At 72.1% G+C, this 18,409-nt stretch carries 20 protein-coding genes and 1 pseudogene; 12 read left to right on the top strand and 9 right to left on the bottom strand.

Features of this window, described 5'->3' with window-relative positions; translation table 11 throughout:
* The first annotated feature begins 75 nt into the window (after positions 1–75).
* Entirely contained in the window at positions 76–2,400 is a 2,325-nt protein-coding gene (metE, locus tag DEJ49_RS34230; RefSeq protein WP_150187704.1) for a 5-methyltetrahydropteroyltriglutamate--homocysteine S-methyltransferase, read from the top strand.
* A gap of 117 nt (positions 2,401–2,517) precedes the next feature.
* Here the strand turns inward: metE and DEJ49_RS34225 are convergent, their stop codons facing one another.
* The gene (locus tag DEJ49_RS34225; RefSeq protein WP_150187703.1) at positions 2,518–3,045 is read right to left on the bottom strand and encodes a MarR family winged helix-turn-helix transcriptional regulator; all 528 of its coding nucleotides are present in this window, start codon (positions 3,043–3,045) and stop codon (positions 2,518–2,520) included.
* Positions 3,046–3,125: 80 nt separating this feature from the next.
* Between DEJ49_RS34225 and DEJ49_RS34220 the strand changes: the two genes are divergently transcribed.
* Positions 3,126–4,016: an alpha/beta fold hydrolase gene (locus tag DEJ49_RS34220; RefSeq protein WP_150187702.1), complete on the top strand. Its 891-nt coding sequence runs from the start codon at positions 3,126–3,128 to the stop codon at positions 4,014–4,016.
* 1 nt (position 4,017) lies between these two features.
* On the opposite strand, the gene DEJ49_RS34215 is transcribed toward DEJ49_RS34220, so the two are convergent.
* The 4 genes from DEJ49_RS34215 to DEJ49_RS34200 form a co-directional block, all read right to left on the bottom strand.
* Positions 4,018–6,753 carry a discoidin domain-containing protein gene (locus tag DEJ49_RS34215; protein WP_150187701.1) on the bottom strand — a complete coding sequence of 912 codons (2,736 nt, stop codon included), beginning with the start codon at positions 6,751–6,753 and terminating at the stop codon, positions 4,018–4,020.
* A gap of 155 nt (positions 6,754–6,908) precedes the next feature.
* The gene (locus DEJ49_RS34210) at positions 6,909–7,523 is read right to left on the bottom strand and encodes a hypothetical protein (RefSeq protein WP_150187700.1); all 615 of its coding nucleotides are present in this window, start codon (positions 7,521–7,523) and stop codon (positions 6,909–6,911) included.
* A gap of 77 nt (positions 7,524–7,600) precedes the next feature.
* Positions 7,601–7,795, bottom strand: a complete 195-nt coding sequence (locus DEJ49_RS34205) for an antitoxin (protein WP_150175109.1) — start codon at positions 7,793–7,795, stop codon at positions 7,601–7,603.
* Between the two features lie 116 nt (positions 7,796–7,911).
* The gene (locus DEJ49_RS34200; RefSeq protein WP_223833111.1) at positions 7,912–8,325 is read right to left on the bottom strand and encodes a hypothetical protein; all 414 of its coding nucleotides are present in this window, start codon (positions 8,323–8,325) and stop codon (positions 7,912–7,914) included.
* Positions 8,326–8,504: 179 nt separating this feature from the next.
* On the opposite strand from DEJ49_RS34200, the gene DEJ49_RS34195 reads away from it, so the two are divergent.
* The 3 genes from DEJ49_RS34195 (at position 8,505) to DEJ49_RS34185 (ending at position 10,629) form a co-directional block, all read left to right on the top strand.
* Entirely contained in the window at positions 8,505–9,278 is a 774-nt protein-coding gene (locus DEJ49_RS34195; RefSeq protein ID WP_411757219.1) for an NPP1 family protein, read from the top strand.
* An 89-nt stretch (positions 9,279–9,367) separates the two neighbouring features.
* Positions 9,368–10,159 carry an alpha/beta fold hydrolase gene (locus DEJ49_RS34190; RefSeq protein ID WP_150188666.1) on the top strand — a complete coding sequence of 264 codons (792 nt, stop codon included), beginning with the start codon at positions 9,368–9,370 and terminating at the stop codon, positions 10,157–10,159.
* The gene (locus DEJ49_RS34185; RefSeq protein ID WP_150187699.1) at positions 10,156–10,629 is read left to right on the top strand and encodes a hypothetical protein; all 474 of its coding nucleotides are present in this window, start codon (positions 10,156–10,158) and stop codon (positions 10,627–10,629) included. The genes DEJ49_RS34190 and DEJ49_RS34185 overlap by 4 nt, the downstream gene beginning before the upstream one ends.
* 1 nt (position 10,630) lies before the next feature.
* Here DEJ49_RS34185 and DEJ49_RS34180 read toward each other — a convergent pair whose 3' ends face one another.
* Positions 10,631–11,515 (bottom strand): endonuclease/exonuclease/phosphatase family protein, encoded by an 885-nt coding sequence (locus tag DEJ49_RS34180; RefSeq protein ID WP_150187698.1) that lies wholly within the window; start codon positions 11,513–11,515, stop codon positions 10,631–10,633.
* A gap of 49 nt (positions 11,516–11,564) precedes the next feature.
* On the opposite strand from DEJ49_RS34180, the gene DEJ49_RS34175 reads away from it, so the two are divergent.
* Complete coding sequence (locus tag DEJ49_RS34175; RefSeq protein ID WP_150187697.1) at positions 11,565–12,107, top strand: DapH/DapD/GlmU-related protein; 543 nt, start codon at positions 11,565–11,567, stop codon at positions 12,105–12,107.
* A pseudogene (locus tag DEJ49_RS34170) lies at positions 12,101–12,253 on the top strand (helix-turn-helix domain-containing protein); the annotation flags it as partial. The gene DEJ49_RS34175 and the pseudogene DEJ49_RS34170, both read left to right, overlap by 7 nt.
* Here the strand turns inward: DEJ49_RS34170 and DEJ49_RS37045 are convergent.
* Positions 12,178–12,552 (bottom strand): hypothetical protein, encoded by a 375-nt coding sequence (locus DEJ49_RS37045; RefSeq protein WP_411757261.1) that lies wholly within the window; start codon positions 12,550–12,552, stop codon positions 12,178–12,180. The pseudogene DEJ49_RS34170 and the gene DEJ49_RS37045 overlap by 76 nt on opposite strands.
* A 366-nt stretch (positions 12,553–12,918) precedes the next feature.
* Between DEJ49_RS37045 and DEJ49_RS34165 the strand changes: the two genes are divergently transcribed.
* Complete coding sequence (locus DEJ49_RS34165) at positions 12,919–13,368, top strand: hypothetical protein (RefSeq protein WP_150187696.1); 450 nt, start codon at positions 12,919–12,921, stop codon at positions 13,366–13,368.
* 13 nt (positions 13,369–13,381) lie between these two features.
* Here the strand turns inward: DEJ49_RS34165 and DEJ49_RS34160 are convergent, their stop codons facing one another.
* The gene (locus DEJ49_RS34160) at positions 13,382–14,122 is read right to left on the bottom strand and encodes an SDR family oxidoreductase (protein WP_150187695.1); all 741 of its coding nucleotides are present in this window, start codon (positions 14,120–14,122) and stop codon (positions 13,382–13,384) included.
* Positions 14,123–14,218: 96 nt separating this feature from the next.
* On the opposite strand from DEJ49_RS34160, the gene DEJ49_RS34155 reads away from it, so the two are divergent.
* Both DEJ49_RS34155 and DEJ49_RS34150 read left to right on the top strand, forming a co-directional pair.
* Positions 14,219–15,067 carry a LysR family transcriptional regulator gene (locus tag DEJ49_RS34155; RefSeq protein WP_150187694.1) on the top strand — a complete coding sequence of 283 codons (849 nt, stop codon included), beginning with the start codon at positions 14,219–14,221 and terminating at the stop codon, positions 15,065–15,067.
* A 117-nt stretch (positions 15,068–15,184) separates the two neighbouring features.
* Positions 15,185–16,102 carry an aminoglycoside phosphotransferase family protein gene (locus DEJ49_RS34150; protein WP_150187693.1) on the top strand — a complete coding sequence of 306 codons (918 nt, stop codon included), beginning with the start codon at positions 15,185–15,187 and terminating at the stop codon, positions 16,100–16,102.
* Positions 16,103–16,160: 58 nt separating this feature from the next.
* On the opposite strand, the gene DEJ49_RS34145 is transcribed toward DEJ49_RS34150, so the two are convergent.
* Positions 16,161–16,535 carry a VOC family protein gene (locus tag DEJ49_RS34145; protein WP_150187692.1) on the bottom strand — a complete coding sequence of 125 codons (375 nt, stop codon included), beginning with the start codon at positions 16,533–16,535 and terminating at the stop codon, positions 16,161–16,163.
* A 125-nt stretch (positions 16,536–16,660) separates the two neighbouring features.
* Between DEJ49_RS34145 and DEJ49_RS34140 the strand changes: the two genes are divergently transcribed.
* Both DEJ49_RS34140 and DEJ49_RS34135 read left to right on the top strand, forming a co-directional pair.
* The gene (locus DEJ49_RS34140; protein ID WP_150188665.1) at positions 16,661–17,293 is read left to right on the top strand and encodes an RNA polymerase sigma factor; all 633 of its coding nucleotides are present in this window, start codon (positions 16,661–16,663) and stop codon (positions 17,291–17,293) included.
* Positions 17,290–18,408 (top strand): CU044_5270 family protein, encoded by a 1,119-nt coding sequence (locus DEJ49_RS34135; RefSeq protein WP_150187691.1) that lies wholly within the window; start codon positions 17,290–17,292, stop codon positions 18,406–18,408. Before DEJ49_RS34140 ends, DEJ49_RS34135 begins: the two co-directional genes overlap by 4 nt.
* Position 18,409 lies beyond the last annotated feature (1 nt).

The raw sequence follows: 18,409 nt of genomic DNA, 5'->3' as shown, positions 1-18,409 counted from the left end.
CGTCGGGTGCGTCACCCTTCGCGCTCTCGTCCCGTCCCCGGGATCTCAGGGATTCATCTCGCGAAGGAGATCTCCGTGACCACCAGGACCGCAGCCGCGGCAGCACGGGCCACCGTGTACGGCTACCCCCGCCAGGGCCCGAACCGCGAACTGAAGAAGGCCGTCGAGGGCTACTGGAAGGGCCGCGTCACCGCCGACGCGCTCCGAACCGCCTCCGCCGACCTCCGCCGCGCCAACTGGCGTGAGCTCGCCGACGCCGGCATCGGCGAAGTCCCGACCGGCGACTTCTCGTACTACGACCACGTTCTGGACACCACCGTGATGGTGGGCGCCGTCCCGGAGCGGCACCGCGCCGCCGTCGACGCGGACGCCCTCGACGGCTACTTCGCGATGGCGCGCGGCACGCAGGACGTGGCGCCCCTCGAGATGACGAAGTGGTTCGACACCAACTACCACTATCTCGTGCCCGAGTTGGGGCCCGGAACCGTGTTCACCGCCGACTCCTCCAAGCAGGTGGCCGAGTTCGAGGAGGCCCGTGCGCTGGGGCTGACGGCGCGGCCCGTGCTCGTGGGGCCGGTCACGTATCTGCTGCTGGCCAAGCCCGCGCCCGGGGTCCCCGCCGACTTCGACCCGCTGACGCTGCTCGACCGGCTGCTCCCGGTGTACGCGGAGGTGCTCGCCGACCTGCGCGCGGCGGGCGCCGAATGGGTCCAGCTGGACGAACCCGCCCTCGTCCAGGACCGCACGCCCGCCGATCTCAACGCGGCCGAGCGCGCCTACCGTGACCTCGGCGCCCTGACCGACCGCCCCAAGCTCCTCGTCGCGTCGTACTTCGACCGGCTCGGCGACGCCCTCCCCGTCCTCGCGAAGGCTCCCGTCGACGGGCTCGCCCTCGACTTCACGGAGGCGGCCGCCGCCAACCTCGAAGCGCTGGCCTCCGTCGGCGGGCTGCCCGGCAAGCGCCTGGTCGCCGGTGTCGTCAACGGGCGCAACATCTGGGTCAACGACCTGGAGAAGTCCCTGTCCACCCTCGGCACCCTGCTCGGCCTCGCCGAGCGGGTCGACGTGGCCGCGTCCTGCTCCCTCCTGCACGTCCCCCTCGACACAGGCCTCGAACGGGACATCGAGCCACAGATCCTGCGCTGGCTGGCGTTCGCCCGGCAGAAGACCACCGAGATCGTGACGCTCGCCCGCGGCCTGGCCCGCGGCACCCACACGATCTCCACCCAACTCGCCGCGAACCGCGCCGACCTGGCGTCGCGGGCCGGCTCCCCCATCACCCGCGACCCGGCCGTCCGCGCCCGCGCCGGCGCCGTCACGGACGCCGACGCACGGCGCTCCCAGCCGTACGCGGAGCGGGCCGCCGCCCAGCGCGCGGCACTCGGCCTGCCGCTGCTGCCGACGACGACCATCGGCTCGTTCCCGCAGACCGGCGAACTGCGCGCGGCCCGCGCCGACCTGCGGGCCGGGCGGATCGACGGCGCCGAGTACGAGGAGCGCATCAAGGCCGAGATCCAGGAGGTGATCGCGTTCCAGGAGAAGACCGGCATCGACGTCCTGGTGCACGGCGAGCCCGAACGCAACGACATGGTGCAGTACTTCGCCGAACAGCTCACCGGCTATCTCGCGACGCAGCACGGGTGGGTCCAGTCGTACGGCACCCGCTATGTGCGCCCGCCGATCCTCGCCGGTGACATCTCGCGCCCCGAGGCGATGACGGTGCGCTGGACGACGTACGCCAACTCCCTCACCGACCGGCCCGTCAAGGGCATGCTCACGGGTCCCGTCACCATGCTCGCCTGGTCGTTCGTCCGCGACGACCAGCCGCTCGGCGACACCGCGCGCCAGGTCGCCCTCGCCCTGCGCGACGAGGTCGACGACCTGGAGGCCGCCGGCACCTCCGTCATCCAGGTCGACGAGCCCGCGCTGCGCGAGACGCTGCCCCTGCGCGCCGCCGACCACCCCGCCTACCTGGCCTGGGCCACCGAGTCCTTCCGCCTCACCACCAGCGGCGTACGGCCGGACACGCAGATCCACACGCACATGTGCTACGCGGAGTTCGGCGATGTCGTCCAGGCCATCGACGACCTCGACGCCGATGTCATCAGCCTGGAGGCGGCCCGCTCGCACATGCAGGTGGCGCGCGAACTCGCCGCCCACGGCTATCCGCGCGAGGCGGGCCCCGGCGTGTACGACATCCACTCCCCGCGCGTCCCCGGCGCCGATGAGGCGGCCGCGCTGCTGCGCAAGGGGCTCGACGCCATCCCCGCCGAACGGCTCTGGGTCAACCCGGACTGCGGCCTGAAGACGCGTGGCTGGCCCGAGACCCGCGCGTCGCTGGAGAACCTGGTCGCGGCGGCCAGGACGGTCCGCGCGGAGATCGGGACGAGCGCGTCCTGACGCGTGTGCGGCGCTCCGGCTCGAACCGGAGCGCCGCACACCCCCATGGCTCGTATCGCTCGCTCATCGCCCGCTGGGCCACCGGCGCTGACCTGTCCGCGCTGATGACACGGGCTCTCAGGCCCCGGTCGTCGCCTCCGCCCAGCCGAGCGGATGCGATTCCCTGCCGTCCGTGTCCGCGACCGGCGGCTCGCCGCCGGCCTCGTTGAACGCGGTCAACGCCGCGACCAGAGCCCCGCGTTGCTCCGGTGCGAGCCGCTCGACGATCGCCGTGACCTCTTCCCTGCGCCGGGCGGTGACGGTCTCGACGGTCCGCCGCCCCTCCTCGGTGACCCGGAGCAACGTCTCACGGCGGTTGCGGGGATTGACCTGCCGGTCGGCCAGGCCCATCGCGATGAGCCGGTCCACCATCCGCATGGCGGTCGACGGCGCCACCCGCAAGTGCTCGGCGAGCGTGACCAGTTTCGTGGCCCCGCGCGTCGAAAGTACGACGAGCATACGGAACTGAGGGAGCGTCACCCGCTCCTCGACCTGCGCGAGGGACCGCGCCGACACGGCGATCAGCAGTCTCGACGCCGTCAGGACCGCCCGCGTCACCGCGTCGACGTCGTCCGCGTCCTCAGGACACTTCCCGGGTTCGACCATGAGTCCTTTCTACCCTCCCCTGGTGGGTACTCGTCCGCCCCTACGGTGTTCGAGGCACCGGTTGAGACACAGGAGGTCATGTGTTCGACGACTTCGAGCTGACGCGGCGCGAGGGCGACGGCGTGCGACTGCGGGTCAGGCACGGCGGCGCCGGGCCCGCGGTGCTGCTCCTGCACGGCCATCCCCGCACCCACGCGACCTGGCACCGCGTCGCCCCACTGCTGGTCGCGGCCGGGTACACGGTCGTCTGCCCGGACCTGCGGGGCTACGGAGGCTCCGAGAAGCCGCCGACCGACGAGCGGCACGGCCCGTACTCCAAGCGCGCCATGGCGCGTGACTGCCTCGCGGTGATGCGCGGACTCGGGCACGAACGGTTCGCCGTGGTGGGGCACGACCGGGGCGCCTACGTGGCGACGCGCCTCACCCTGGATCACCCCGAGGCCGTGTCCGCTCTGAGCGTCCTCGACGCCGTCCCCATCGGCGAGGCGCTGGGGCGCTGCGACGCGAGGTTCGCCGCGAGCTGGTGGCACTGGTTCTTCCTCGGGCAGACCGACAAGCCCGCCGAACGCGTCATCAACGCCGACCCCGACGCCTGGTACAAGGCCACGTCCGAGCACATGGGCGACGAGGCGTACGAGGACTACCGGCGCGCGATCCACGACCCGGCCACCGTGCACGCCATGTGCGAGGACTACCGGGCGGGGCTCGGTGTCGACCGGGAACACGACGACGCCGACCGGCGGGCCGGCCGGCGCATCGCGTGCCCTCTGCAGGTGCTGTGGGCCACCCGCGACGACATGGTCGATCTCTACGGCGACGTACTGGACGTCTGGCGCGACTGGGCGGAAGCACCGCCGACCGGGGGCCCCGTGGAGTCCGGCCACCACATCGCGGAGGAGGCCCCCGAGCAACTCGCCGCCGCCCTGGTCGAGTTCTGGAGCAGGTCCGCTCCGGAACCGACACGAGCCTGAGCTAATTGACCGTCAGCTCCGCGACTCCCGGGTGCTTCTTCGCGCCCTCCTCGCCGCGTACCGTCACCCGCACGTACCGTGCGAGCCGCGGGTCGTCCGCCTCCACCCGGTGCCAGTTCCGCCCGTCGAGGGAGACCTCGACGCCATGGGCGGCAGGCTTCGTGTCGCTCCAGGTGGGCGTGGCCTTCTTGACGCGCACCGGCTCGCCGAGGTCCGTGGTGAGGCGGCCATTCGCGCCGTCCGGGACCCAGGCGGTCGCGGAGTTGCCGTCGAAGGCGGCGCCCGCGTACATGCCGGGCTGCTCGGAGGAGGCCGTGGCGGTGGTGCAGCGGGCCGCGTTGGTGGTGGGTGTCAGGTCCGGGCGGCGGGTCTCCAGGACGACCGGGCTGCCCATGCCGAGGGCCCGCTTGCCCTGCGGGGTGTCAAGCGTCATCGGCGCGCCGTCGGTGAGGCGGACGGTCGTGCGGCGGGCGCCGATCTCGATGTCGTACGTGCGCCCCTGCCAGGCGAGGCCGCGCAGGGTGACGCCGCGGTCGAGCTGCGGGGGCAGCATCGGGTCGAGGTGGAGGCTGTTCTCGCGCATCCGCATGCCGGTCAGGCCGTTGGTGAAGGTCTGCAGGAAACCGCCCTTGCCGGTGAGGAAGTCGTGCGCGGGCGAGCCCGACAGGGGGTCCGAGGCCCCCGCCTTGTCGCCGCGGGCCTCCGAGAACTGCGCGAACGGGCCGCGGACGAACGGCTTGATGGAGCGCTCCAGGTAGGTGTACGTGGAGCAGCCCGGCTCACCGATCCCGGCGGCGTCGATGGCGTGCACCGAGTCGGTCATGGCCGGGCCGTCCGGGTCGGTGCGCTGCGCGTAGTAGTCGAGGGTGGCGGCCGCCGCGCCCTCGGGCATCTTCCACTCCAGCGGGTACATCAGGAGGACGGTGTCGGCCTGCTTGATGGTGCTGCCCTTGTAGCCGTCGTACTGCTGGAAGACCTTGCGTCCCTCGTCGTACGGGATGCGGATGCGGTCGGCGATGGTCCGCCACTGGGCCGGGGGCCGCTCGCCCGCGAGTTCGGCGGCGCGGGTGGCGTGGCGCAGGGCGGTGACGGCGCCCGCGTTGGTGAAGACCGCGTCGTCGACGCCGTTGCTGTACTCGTCGGGCCCTGCCGTGTCCTTGATCGAGTAGCTGCCGTCCTCGTTGCGGCTGACGCGGCCCGCCCAGAACTCGGCGATGCCCTTCATGACCGGGTAGCCGCGCTCGCGCAGCCAGTGTGTGTCCTTGGTGGCGAGGTAGTACTGCCAGGTGGCGAGGGAGATGTCGGACTGGAGGTGGATCTGGGTGCGGCAGTGCGGCGGGGCGACACTGTGGCACTCCTCGGCGAGGTTGCCCGAACTGCCGCTGTTCCAGGGGTAGAAGAGCCCTTCGTAGCCGAACTTGCGGGCGTTCTCGCGGGCTCCCGCGCGAGTGCGGTAGCGGTAGTCGACCACGGACCTGGCGAGTTCGGGGCGGGTGGCGAGCAGGCCCGGGTACATCCAGGTCTCGGCGTCCCAGAAGACGAGGCCGGCGTAGTTGTCGCTGGTCAGACCCGCGGGCGCGATGCTGTTTGCGGCGCCTTCGCGGGTGTTGGCGAGCAGTCCGTACTGCGCGGACCGCACCCATGACTGCATCTCGCGCTGCCCGCGCACCTCGATGTCGCCGCGCCACAGCTCGGCCCAGGCGGCGGTGTGGGAGCGCAGCATGGTCTGCCAACCGCGGCCGGCGGCTCGCTGCGAGGCGGCGGTGGCATCCTTGCGGGGTGCGCGGGAGGTCAGGCCCGTGTCGATCCCGACGTACTTGGTGAAGTCGTACGACTGTCCGCGCCGGACCGGCAGGGCGATGCCCTGGCGCGACGTCAGATTCGCTGCGCGCTTTGCCAGTTGCGCCTTGGCACCGCGGACCCCTTGGTCGGCGCGGAGCGTGGAGGCGACGGCTCCGTCGACCTTCGTGCCGTCCGTGCGGAAGGCGACGTCCATGCTCGGCGTGGTCCGGGAACCGTGGCGGTGTCCGCCGGTCCGGTCGCCGCCGCCGGTCTGCCGGATCCGCCGGGCGCCGCGGCCGTCCAGCATGTCGGTGACGGTGGCCTTGCCGCTCCAGTGCGGGGTCATCCTCATCCGGACGGCCCCGACGTGTGGGTTGGTGCGGTCGGCGAGCACTTCGTAGACGAGGTCGGTGCGGCGCCCGTCGACGGCCGTCCAGGTCAGTGACGTACGGACGACACCGCAGTGCAGGAGGAGCGACTGGCTGTAGTCGGAGATGCGGCCGGACGGCGTAGAAGAGTTGAAGGTATCGCCGTGTGCTCCGCCCGTGCTGACCGTGAGGGCGGTCCAGTTGGGCAGGGCGGCGACCGCCTGACGGTTCTCGGCGGTCTTCTTGTTGTGCGCGTAGAGCCCGGACACGAAGGATCCGTCGTAGCGCGGGGTGAACAACGGCCACCCCGTCTTGGCCTCGCTGTCGGTGTATCCGGCGCCGTTGGGCGGTACGCGTTGCCCCAGGTAGCCGTTGCCGACGAAGGCGTGGTGGGTGTCCTTGGCATCGGCGCGGGTGGTGGTGCCGAGGGTCCAGCCGTCGCCCGTGCGGCACTGTGCGGCGGATGTCGTGTCACCGTCCGCGGCCGTCCTCGCGGCGACCGACGGCACCGAGGCGACGAGGGTTCCGGCCAGCAGCACCGCGGTCATTCGGGCGGCGCGGGGCCGCGCACCAAGGGAGTACGTCATTGTTCTCCGTCACTCTGGTTCGCCTTGCGAGGGTCCAGGGACCATAAATTTCCTGAACGAGTCACGTCAATAGATGCGTGTTCTCGGTCAAGTCTCGAAGACATGGAGAACGTGTGAGGGCGTGCGCGGTCACGCGTGAGCGCTCATTCGGTCCGTCACGGGTGCTGGGTGTCCGGGAGTTCCACCGTGGTGACGACGCGGGTCAGGGAGGGCTTGCGGGGCACGGACCCGAAGCCGAAGCGGACCGGGGGGTCCACGGCGGTGAGTGCGCCCAGGTCCTGCCCGTCCCATGACGCGCGCGCCGAGGTGAGGGTGCGCAGGTCCCTGGCGGCGTACCACTCGCGGCGCCCTCCGCCCGCGCTGCCGCGCGTCCGTACGCCCGGCATCAGCAGACGGGCCGGCACGTCGCACAGGGCGGCCCAGCCGGGGCTCCGCGCGAGACGGCCCGGGACCAGGCGCAGCAGGTGCCCGAGCGCCGTGGAGGACCCGGGTTCGAAGGCGAGCCGCAGCGGCCCCGCGGTCACGGTCCACTCTTCCCGCCCCTGCCCGGCGTCGACGGTCACGGGCCAGATGGCGATGTCGTCGAAGCGGTAGGTGGCGGCGACGAACTCCGCGACCCGCAGCGACGGCGCGAGCAGCACGCGGCGGCCGTCGGCGTGCTCCACCATGACGTCGGCAAAGGGCCCCAGCGGGGACACCGGCCAGTGACCGACGACGAGCCGCACGCCGGAACTGGTGCCGAGTCCCGCGATCCACCCGTCGAAGCGCACGCGGCCCCCGGTCCGCCGTGCCCCACGAAGGACGCGGCGGACCGGGGGCCCGCACCGTGTTCGAATGCGCCGCCCGCCTAGCTCTGCGGCGGGTCCTGCTGGGACCGGTCCGAGCCGAACTGGTCCCGGAGCTTGTCCTGGGCGGTGTCGACCTGGCTGGAGTACTTGCCCTGGGTCCTGTCGTCGACGAAGTCCCCTGCCTTGTCGATTCCCTGCCCGGCCTTGTCCTCGTGCCCCTTGAGCATCTGCTTGAGCTTGTCCATGACCGACATGGGCTGTACCTGCCTCTCGACTCTTCGCTTTCCTCCCCTGCTCCTCCAGATTCAGGGCGCGAGGCCGGATCCGCATCCTGTGGAGCCAACGCGATTCGAACACGTGAACCTTTTCCTCAGTCCGTGCCCCCGCGAGGGGCGGCCTCGGGGACGGTGATGGCCAGGTGGCCGTCGCGGTCCGGGCGAGGGGCGTCGACGGCCTCCAGGCGGGTGGCCAGGTGGCCGATCACCCGGGCGGTGAGCGACCCGTCCGGTGTGGCCGTGCCCTCCGGAGGCAGCCGGGCCTCGTCACGGCTCGGCGGGCTGTCGCCGAAGTACCGAGCCGTGTCCTTGTTCGCGACCCAGCAGGCGAGCGCGACCTCGAACCGGCCGGGAGCGGTCGCACGCACGCGGACGTGGGCGTGCATGTCGAAGCCGTCCCCGCCGAGCGTGACCGTCGCGGAGTGCTCGCGGCCGTCGGCGCACTGCTGCATCAGTTCGCGCAGGGCCGGTTCCACGACCGCCCGCGCCATCGGTTGTGCGTAGACCACCTGATTCCCCCTCGAAGGCCGACGTGTCCCCCGCGCGAGACTCCCGGCCCCCATGCCCATGCGTCAACTCCCGTACGGATACGCGTAACTCCTCGTACGCGTGACCGGGAGATGTTGCGGGCATGACAAGGCTGCCCGAGCCACCCACGGCCGTCCCGCAGCGCCCGAGGAGACCCCCCATGAAGCTGAAGTCGAGCAGAGCGATCCGCCGCGCCTCCCTGTCCGTCGGCGGCGCCCTCACCCTGGTCGTGGCCTTCGCCGGACCAGCTCTCGCCGCGCCGCCACAGGCCCTGCCCGCGAACGCCGACGGCACCGAGCAGACGTTCCAGCCCGCGTACGACTACGACGGCGACGGCTGTTATCCGACGCCCGCCATCGGACCCGACGGAACGGTGAACGGCGGGCTCAAGCCGAGCGGTGCCGTCAACGGCCAGTGCCGTGACGCGAGCGACCTCGCCAACACCAACGGCTACTCCCGCACCAAGTGCAACAACGGCTGGTGCGCCGTCATGTACGGCCTCTACTTCGAGAAGGACCAGGCCGTGGCCGGCAGCGGCCTCGGCGGCCACCGGCACGACTGGGAGCACGTCGTGGTGTGGGTGAAGGACGGCCGCGCCGAGTACGTCGCCACCTCGGCCCACGGCAAGTTCCGCGTCCACTCGCGCGACCAGATCCGCTGGGACGGCACGCATCCGAAGGTCGTCTACCACAAGGACGGCATCGGGACCCACTGCTTCCGCGCCGCGACCGCGGGCGACGAGCCGCCCGAGAACCACCGCGGCGCCTGGCAGTTCCCCGCCCTGGTCGGCTGGAACGGCTACCCGGCGGGTCTCCGGGACAAGCTGAGCGCCCACGACTTCGGCAGCGCCACCTTCGGGCTCAAGGACGCGAGCTTCCCCGGTCACCTGGCCGCGGCCCTGCCGTCGGGCGTGCCTTTCGACGTCAACGCCTGAGACACCGGGAGGCCGACCGCCCCTCGAAGGTTTTAGGCGTGTCATCCCTTTTGGGCGATACGAGAAGCGATCGTGGGCATGTGGATCACATGACTGACGTCGGCTTCTACGCCCGCAGGTACGGGCCTCCTCCGCGCGAGGGCCGCCCGGCCTTCGTGCTCGTCCACGGACTCGGGCTCTCGGGCCGCTACTTCGTGCCGCTCGCGCGCCGGCTGGCCGCGGGCGGCGCGAGCGTCCTCGTGCCCGACCTGCCGGGCAACGGGCGCTCGCGGTCCGTCGTACGCCGCGCGCCCGACGTCGGACGGCTCGCGGACGCTCTGGCGCACGGCCTGGAGCGTGCCCTGCCGCCGGGGCCCGTCGTCCTCGTGGCGAACTCGGTCGGCTGCCAGGTGGTCGCCGCCCTGGCCGCCCGCCACCCCCGCCTGGTGAGCCACCTCGTGCTGGTCGGACCCGCGCTCGACCCGGGCGCCTCCGGTGCCCGGCAATGCGTGCGGCTCGTCGCCGACGCCCCCAGAGAGCCCCTCGGCCTGCTCGCGCTGGCCGGGTTCGATTACCTCGTCACGGGTCCGCTGCGCTGCGCGGCCTCCTTCCGGCACGCGCTGCGGGACGCGGCCGCGGCATTCGAGGTGAACCTGTCGCGGGTCCGCGCGCCCACCCTCGCCGTACGGGGGGCGGGTGACACCATCGCCTCCGTCGCATGGACGCGGCGCGTGGCGGATCTCGTCGCCGACGGGTACGCGCGGGACATCCCGGGCGCCGCCCACGCGGCCCACTACGGCGCGCCGGACGCCCTCGCCGCGCTGATCGAGAAGTTCACGAGCGAGCAGTACACGAGCGAGGGGTTCACGAGCGAGCAGTCCACGGCAGGAGAGCCCGGATGACGTCCCACCGTTCTCCCTGGCTGCGTCTGCTGCCCGGCATCTCGCCGAAGCGCCGCGGTTTCATCCTCGCCTGGTGGGGGTTCGCCCTGACCTTCGGCGGGATGCGGCTGCTCACCTGGCTCATCCACATCGACGCGGCCGGGATCGGCGACATGCAGGCCGGCGGGGTGCACATCCACCACTACGTGTGGGGAATCCTGTTGCTCGCGGGAGTGGGCGCGGCGGGCCTCGCCGAACGCTCCGCGCGGGCGCGCGCCTGGATAGGGCTCGCCTACGGAGTGGGGCTCGCGCTCGTCGTCGACGAGGCGGCGCTGCTGATCAGCCTGGAGGACGTGTACTGGGACACGCAGGGCGGGATCAGCATCGCCCTGGCCATCGCGGTGATCGCCGTCGCGGGCAGCGTCCTCGCCGTCACGAGGGGGCGCCGCGCGTCCAAGAACGACGTGAACGAGGCGGACGAGGAGGACTAGGCTATTTCGCCTCTACGTCGGTGTGCAGCATGTGGTGGTCCGAGTACGGCGTGGGCCGCACGCGGTGCTCGCGCGCGGCGAACCCCCGCAGGAAGACGTAGTCGAACTTGCTGTGCCAGTCCGTCGTCGGCTCGCAGGGCCCCGTGGGCTCGGGGTGGCACTCGGAGTCCGTGTCCTCGGCCAACTCCCAGAGGGGGCGGAGTTCGGGGGCATCCGGCACCGCGTTGAAGTCGCCGAGAACGATCGCACGGTCGTGCCGGGCGACGGCCTCGGCCAGTACGCGGACCTGGGCGGCCCGGAACGACTCCTGCTGCCGCTGGGCGAGGTGCGTGTTGAAGACCCGCACCGACCGGCCGCCCACGGTGGTCGTGACGGCCATGTAGCCGCGGTCCTCCGAGCCGCCGTCGGGATACTCCACGAGGACGGGGTCCGTCATCGCCGCGGCCGAGAGGATCGCCTGCCCGAAGCCTCCCGGATTCCAGGGCACTCCCCCGCAGCGGCCCCAGTCCTGGAGGACCGTCCCGTACCGGACGTGGTACTCGAGGCCGTAGAAGCTCCGCAGGTAGTTCCTGATCCGCTCGACGTCCCGTACGCACGCCTCCTGCAGCCCGATGACCTGTGGCGCGTACGTGGCGATGTCCGCCGCCCGGTCGATGTCGCTCACGTCGCAGGGGTTGCAGATGTTCCACGTCATGACCCGGTCCGGCACGATCTCGCCGACCGCGTCGACCGGCAGCGACCTGACGAAGAGGGCGCCGCTCGGGGCGCTGGGGCCGACGAGCAGCATGAAGACCGCGAACACGGTGCCCGCCGGCAACCTCGTGCCCTTACGGAACACTCTCGCCCCCTTGGTCCGGCCACTCCCCGCGATCCCTGCAGTGTGCATGCACGAGATTATGTGACGGCCTCGGAACACCAGACGAAAGGACCCTCACATGTCCGGCGACCGGTTCATGCGCATCCACGGCCCCGAGTTCAAGGCCATGTCCGAGCGGGTCCTGCGGGCCACCGAGCTGACGTCCCGTCTGAACGTCCTGCCTTTCGAGGACGAGGAGGGCAAGGCAGACCTGTTCGAGCGGATCCTGGGCAAGCCCCTGCCCCCGCGAACCACGATCTACCCGCCCTTCTACACGGACCACGGCCTCAATCTGGACCTCGCGGAGCGCGTGTTCATCAACCAGAACTGCACGTTCCTGGATTACGCCGGTATCCGGATCGGCGAGCGCGTGATGATCGCCCCCAAGGTCACGTTCATCACCGTCGGCCACCCGGTCGACCCCGTGGAGCGCCGGAGCTGGCTCACCGGCGGGCCCATCGACGTGGCGGAAAACGTGTGGATCGGCGCCGGTGCCACGATCCTTCCCGGCGTCAGCATCGGCCGCGACGCCGTGATCGCCGCGGGCGCGGTCGTGGCCGACGACGTGCCACCGGCCAGCCTGGTGACCGGGGACAAGGCGACCGTCAACCGCCAGTGGTGAGTTCGGGCGGGGCCGGGGCGGAGTCGCTCGCGGAACTGCTGCGGGGACTCAAGGAACGGTCCGGCCTCAGTTACGGAGCGCTGGCCAGGCGGCTGCGCTTGAGTACGTCGGCGGTGCACCGGTACTGCAACGGCGACGCGGTGCCGGCCGAGTTCGTGACGGTGGAGCGGTTCGTGCGGCTCTGCGCGGCGTCGCCGGGGGAACTCGTGGAGGCCCACCGGCTGTGGGTGCTGGCGGACGCGGGGCGGGGGCCGAGGGGGGCGCGGTCCGACGGAGTCGGCAATTCCGGTGTGTTGGTGGTCGGTTCGGTGCCGGAGGTCGGGGCTGTGCCGGAGGTAAGTTCGGTGCCGGAGGCGGGGGCCTCGGCCGTCTCTTCCCCGCAGGTCCCGTACCCGCGGCCGCGGGTGCTCCTCCTCGCGGCCGTCTTGGCAGCGGTGATCGGCATCAGCTCGGTCTCGCTCGCCCTGCACGGCAGCGATGACGAAGGACGGACACAGCGGCACATCGCCGGTCCCACCGCCCCGCCGCCCCGTGGCTCCGCCGGCCCCTCGCCGTCCGACCGGGCGGAGAGGGGCGTCGACACCGACCGCCCCGGTGCCGGCGTCTCGCCCCGTGTCCAAGCCGAGGGGAAGGAGCGGAAGCCGTACGAGAAGGGGCATCGCGGCCGGACAACACCCGGCACTCCCCAGAGCGGCGACGACAAGGGAGGACCCGGACCCGGTCCCGGGCGGAGCAAGACCCCCGCCCCCGGTCCGCCTCTGACGACACGCGTCCGGCCGTTCCTCTACGACGGCTGCGTGCATTCGGCGCGGTGTCGGCCCGTCACCAGTACATCGAGGTCACCGTGCAGGGCACCGGCAAGGACCGGGTCGTCCTGGACGCCATGGACGTCCGTGTGCGCAGCAGCGACGCGCCGCTGCCCTGGAACAACTTCGAGATACGGACGCGCTGCGAGGACCAGATCTACGCCAAGTCCTTCACCGTCGACCTCGACGAGGCGGTGCCGCGCGCCGTGCCCATGACGGGACAGCGCGATTTCCCGTACACGGTGAGCGAGAGCGGCCCGCAGGTCTTCCTCGTCACGGCAAGCACCGCGCTGCACGACGTGCGGTGGTACCTGGACCTGAAGTGGTCCAGCGGCGAGCGGCACGGCGTGCTGCGCGTCGACGACCAGGGCAAGCCGTTCCGCACCAGCGGTCACGAGGGGCACCCCACGTACACCTGGCTGGGCACCGACGGATGGGGAACGGAGCCGCCCTGACGGGGTGTTCACGTCACCACGGCACCTCCCCCTCGTCGTCGAAGAAGCCGCCCGTCGTGCCGCCGTCGGGCAGATTCGCCAGCCGGATGGCGACCGCCGCGCCCTGCTCCGGGGTGCGGACGCCGCGGAACTCGTTGAGGTCGGTCGCGCAGAAGCCGGGGCAGGCCGCGTTGATGAGGATGTTCGTGTCGCTCAGCTCCTTGGCGTACTGGACCGTGACCGCGTTCAGGAACGTCTTCGACGGCGCGTACGCGACGGAGATCGGGCCCGTGTCGCCCCCGGGGGCGGTCTGCCGGGTGAGGGAGCCGACGCCACTGGACATGTTGACGATCCGCGGCGACGGCGAGCGGCGCAGCAGCGGCAGCAGCGCGTTGGTCACGCGGATGACGCCGATCACGTTGGTCTCCACGGCCGCGCGCACGGTCGCGACGTCGACCGTGGTCGGCGTCTGCGGCGCGCTGCCGGTGATCCCGGCGTTGTTGACGAGCACGTCGAGACGTCCGGCGCGGTTCTCGAGCTGCTCGGCCGCCGCGGTCACGCTCGCGTCGTCGGTCACGTCGAGCGGTACGCCGAACGCGTCGGCGCCGGCCGCCCGCAGTTTCGCGACCGCGGTCTCGCGGCGCTCCTCGTCCCGGGCGCCGACTCCGACCTGCCAGCCGAGGGCGCCGAGACCGGCCGCGATCTCGTACCCGATCCCCTTGTTCGCGCCGGTGACCAGCGCGATCTTCTGTTCGCTCGTGTTCTGTCCGTTCATGGTGTTCATCCTGCGCGGGCACGGCGGGAGGGGGCCAACACCGATCGGGTGGGCGTCGATACCGCACGGGTATTGATCCGGGCATAGCATTGCTCCGTGGAGACAAGGGAGTTGCGGTACTTCGTCGCCGTGGCAGAGGAGCTGCACTTCGGCAGGGCCGCTCAGCGGCTCGGGATCGCGCAGCCCCCGCTGTCGCGGGCGATCCACCGGCTCGAACGGCGCCTCGACGCGGTGCTGCTGGAACGCACGAGCCGCTCGGTGGCCCTGACGGAGGCCGGGTCGGTCCTCCTGCGGGAGGCCCGGGCGGCGCTGGACGCCGTCGAGGCCGCCGAACGACGTACCCGCCGCGCCGCCCTCGCCGCGACCGGCCGCCCCGGCGTGGTCCTCGCCACGAAGGCGGGCGCCTCCAGCGAGCTGCTGGCGAAACTGCTCGACGCGTACGCGGCTGAGCCCGACGCCGTCGCCGTCGACCTGCTGCTCTGCGGGATCGGCGAGCAGGAGCCGATGCTGCGCGACGGCCGGGCCGACGTGGCCCTGCTGCACCTGCCGTTCGACGACACGGCCGGTTTCGACACCGAGGAGCTCCACTCCGAGGGGCAGATCGTGGTGCTGCCGGCCGGGCACCCGCTCGCCGCCCGCGAGCAGGTGCGGGCGGCCGAGGTCGCCGGGCTGCCCGATCTGCCGCTGCCTCGCTGGCCCGGCCGCGACGGTACGTATCCGGACGGGCCCGGCCCGCGGGCCAGGGACCACGCGCAGCTGTTCCAGCTGATCGCGCTCGGCCGAGCGTGCTGGATCGCGCCGGAGTCGTGCCGTGCGCAGCTCGGCGACGACCTCGCCGGTGTGCCGGTCGTGGACGCGCCGCAGGTCACGACGGTGATCGCGTGGCCGCCCCACAGCCGGTCCCGGGCGGTCGCCGGGCTCGTGCGGACCGCCACTCGGCTCTGAATCCGACCGCCGGGGTCGGCCGGGCGCCGGGAAAATGGATCGACATACGTGCCCGTGTGGCGCTGGGATGACTCCGACCGCCCGCCACGACGAGTGGGCCCAGCGCAGGAGTTGTTCTTGACGACCGGAAGCACCGCGGTCCCCCGTCCGGCGATCGACGCCGCACTGGCCGGACGCCTCGTCGACACGCAGTTCCCGCAGTGGTCCGCGCTCCCTCTCGAACTGCTCGAACCGGCGGGCTCGGACCACGTGATCTACCGCTTGGGGGACGATCTGACCGTCCGGTTGCCCCGCCACGCGGATGCGATCGGACAGGCCGCGAAGGAGGCCGCGTGGCTCCCCCGGCTCGCGCCGCACCTGCCGTTGGCGATCCCGGTCCCGGTCGCGGTGGGCAGGCCCGACTTCGGCTACCCGTGGCCGTGGGCCGTGTCCCGGTGGCTGGACGGCGAGGTCGCGACCGCGGAGTCGCTGGGCGACTCACCCCGGGCCGCCGTCCAACTCGCCGAATTCCTCACCGCTCTGCAGGCGTGCGTACCGGAGGACCTCCCGGTGGACGGGGGTGCCGACATCGCGGGCGGCGGCGAGGGGCTGGCCGGTGAACCGCTGGCCGTACGGGACCGCGCGACACGGGCCGCCATCGCCGAGCTCGACGGCGTGTTCGACGCCGCGGCCATGACCGAGCTGTGGGACGCGGCGCTCGACGCGCCGGCGTGGGACCGCCCACCCGTCTGGTTCCACGGCGACTTCCACACCGGCAACCTGCTGACCGTCGACGGCCGCCTCAGCGCGGTCATCGACTTCGGCGGCCTCGGTGTCGGCGATCCTGCCTGCGACCTGATGATCGCCTACACCCTGATGTCCGCCGGAAGCCGGTCGGTCTTCCGCACCGCGCTCGGCGTCGACGAGGCCACCTGGACCCGGGGCCGCGGCTGGGCGCTGGCCACGGGTCTCAACGCCTACACGACGTACGCCGCCGTCAGCCCCCGGGTCGCCGCGCAGACGTCCCGGCAGATCACCGAGGCGCTGATCGGCTGAACGGCGCCTGTCGGTCAGGCTCCCGGCGGCCAAGCTCCCGGCGATCAGGCCCCAGCGGTCACGCTCCCGGGAGGAAGAGGCAGAGCAGATGGCCGTGCGGGTCACGGAGGATCCGTACGTGCTTCAGCGGCTGATGCTCCTCCACCGTGGCGCCCAGCGCGCAGGCGCGCTCGGTCTCCGCGTCCAGGTCGTCGACCTGGATGTCCAGGTGGGCCTGCATCTGTTGCGTACCGGGGCGTTGGGGCCACGTCGGGGGCGTGTGGTCGGGTTCGAGCTGGAAGCTGAGGCCGGGGCGCTCCGCCTCCAACGGCCGCAGACGGACCCACTCCGGGCTGTTCTCGACCTCCTCCCAGCCCAGCAGGGCACGGTAGAAGTCGGCCAGCGCGGGCGGATCGGGCGTACCGAGGACGTAAGCGGCGAGCGTCGTAGTCATGCCCCCACACTGCCCCCGCGTCTCACGCCCACACCATGGGCCATACCGTCGACGTATGGCGCAGGTCACGGGAACTCCGCCGGTGCGGCGGAGAGGGAGTGACCGTGAGGGACTCAGAGAACGATCTGCGCGAACGCGTGAGAGCCGGCGAGCGTGACGCGTTCGCCGAGCTGTACGACCGGTACGCCCGGCAGGTCTACCGGCATGCGCTGTGGCTCACCGGTGACTGGTCGACCGCGGAGGACATCATGTCGGAGACATTCCTGGCGGCGTGGCGGGGGCGGGAACGGCTCCAGCCGGACGAGGGCTCGCTGCGGCCCTGGCTGCTGGGCATCGCCACGCACAAGGCGGAGAACACGCGGCGCGGTCTGCGCCGCCGCCTGGCGTTCCTGGCCCGCCAGCGGCAGCAGACCGTGGTCGCCGACTTCGCCCCCGAGGTCGCGGGGCGCATCGACGACACACGGCGGCTGCACGCCGTAGAGGCCGCGCTGGGCCGGCTGAAGCGGCATGAGCGGGAAGTGCTGACGCTGTGCGTGTGGTCGGGCCTCGACTATCAGCAGACGGCAGAGGCGCTCGGCGTTCCCGTCGGCACCGTGCGGTCGCGGCTGTCCCGGGCGCGGGCGAAGCTCGCCCGGTTCGCGGACGAGGCGTCCGCGGCCGAAAAAACGGGAGAAGACAGGGAACCGCGTGACGCTCGCGGAGAGATGACGGGTGAAGCCGCGCTCGCGGCCCTGCCCCTGCGGGAGGAAACGGCATGAACCACAGGGACACCGACTCGACCGCCTCGACCGCCTCGGACCCTTCTTCCCGGGCCCGGCGTTCGGACGCCGACGTCGAGGAGATCGCCCGGCTGCTGCCGCCCCCGGCCCATCGGGACCTCCCGCACGAGCAGTACCTCCACCGCAAGGAACGACTGATGCGAAGCATCGACCACGACCACGCTGACGCCCGGGCCGACCGCACCGGCAGGACCCGCGAGGGCCGCCCCGGCGCCCGCTCCGCCCGCCGCCTGCTGCGCCCCGCCCTCCTCGTACCCGTCACGGCCCTCGCCCTCGGCGGCATCCTCGCCACGGGCGTCGCCCTCACGAACGGTGACGACGCACCGGCCACCGCGGCGACCGGCCGGCACGACGCACGGGACATGCGGCCCGCGGCGGCGCTCCTCGACCAGATCTCCGACGCCGCGGGCAAGGGAGACGCGCTGCGGGTCAGGGACGACCAGTTCGCGTACACCAGGTCCAAGGTCCGCGGGGCGGACCTCACCAGCGGCAAGGCGGTGGTCGGCCCGCTCAGGGACAGGGAGTCCTGGGTGTCCCAGGAGCCGGGCCCGCTGCGGAAACTCGGACTCGTCCGCAGCGAGGGAGAGACCCTGCCCATCAACGCCGAACTGGGTGACACCCACGGAACACCGGCGGGGCTCGGGCGGCCCACGTACCGCTGGCTGTCCACCCTGCCCACCGACCCGGAGAAGCTGCTGGCCTACCTGTACGCCGAGGTGCCGAAGTCCGACGGAGCGGAGCGCGACCAGGCCGTCTTCGACTGCATCGGCGGCCTGCTCGGCGGAGTGACGCCACCCGAGACGGCCGCCGCCCTCTACCGCGCCGCGGCCAGGATCCCCGGCGTCACGAAGGTGCCCACGGCCAAGGACGTCACCGGGCGGACCGGCGTCGGCATCGCCCGCGACGACACGACGTTCGGCGCCCGCACCGAGTGGGTCTTCGACGCCCGGGACCTCACGTTCCTCGGGTCACGGAGCTACCTCTTCAAGGACACGCAGTACGGCAAGGCGGGAACGCTCATGTCGGCCGAGGCCGTGATCGACTTCGCCGTGGTCGACAAGGCGGGCCAGACACCTGACACTCGGAGCTCATGAC

Source organism: Streptomyces venezuelae (genome assembly GCF_008642335.1).
GTDB classification, from domain to species: domain Bacteria; phylum Actinomycetota; class Actinomycetes; order Streptomycetales; family Streptomycetaceae; genus Streptomyces; species Streptomyces venezuelae_F.
Note: the sequence above shows the minus strand (reverse complement) of the source record. Positions and strands in the feature narration are given on the sequence as shown.

Bases quoted from the DNA above. Each gene is read 5' to 3' on its own strand.
- DEJ49_RS34225 (WP_150187703.1), bottom strand. From the start codon at position 3,045: ATGGTCGAACCCGGGAAGTGTCCTGAGGACGCGGACGACGTCGACGCG.
- DEJ49_RS34215 (WP_150187701.1), bottom strand. From the start codon at position 6,753: ATGACGTACTCCCTTGGTGCGCGGCCCCGCGCCGCCCGAATGACCGCG.
- DEJ49_RS34205 (WP_150175109.1), bottom strand. From the start codon at position 7,795: ATGTCGGTCATGGACAAGCTCAAGCAGATGCTCAAGGGGCACGAGGAC.
- DEJ49_RS34195 (WP_411757219.1), top strand. From the start codon at position 8,505: ATGAAGCTGAAGTCGAGCAGAGCGATCCGCCGCGCCTCCCTGTCCGTC.
- DEJ49_RS34190 (WP_150188666.1), top strand. From the start codon at position 9,368: ATGACTGACGTCGGCTTCTACGCCCGCAGGTACGGGCCTCCTCCGCGC.
- DEJ49_RS34185 (WP_150187699.1), top strand. From the start codon at position 10,156: ATGACGTCCCACCGTTCTCCCTGGCTGCGTCTGCTGCCCGGCATCTCG.
- DEJ49_RS34180 (WP_150187698.1), bottom strand. From the start codon at position 11,515: ATGCACACTGCAGGGATCGCGGGGAGTGGCCGGACCAAGGGGGCGAGA.
- DEJ49_RS34175 (WP_150187697.1), top strand. From the start codon at position 11,565: ATGTCCGGCGACCGGTTCATGCGCATCCACGGCCCCGAGTTCAAGGCC.
- DEJ49_RS37045 (WP_411757261.1), bottom strand. From the start codon at position 12,552: ATGCCGATCACCGCTGCCAAGACGGCCGCGAGGAGGAGCACCCGCGGC.
- DEJ49_RS34160 (WP_150187695.1), bottom strand. From the start codon at position 14,122: ATGAACGGACAGAACACGAGCGAACAGAAGATCGCGCTGGTCACCGGC.
- DEJ49_RS34145 (WP_150187692.1), bottom strand. From the start codon at position 16,535: ATGACTACGACGCTCGCCGCTTACGTCCTCGGTACGCCCGATCCGCCC.
- DEJ49_RS34135 (WP_150187691.1), top strand. From the start codon at position 17,290: ATGAACCACAGGGACACCGACTCGACCGCCTCGACCGCCTCGGACCCT.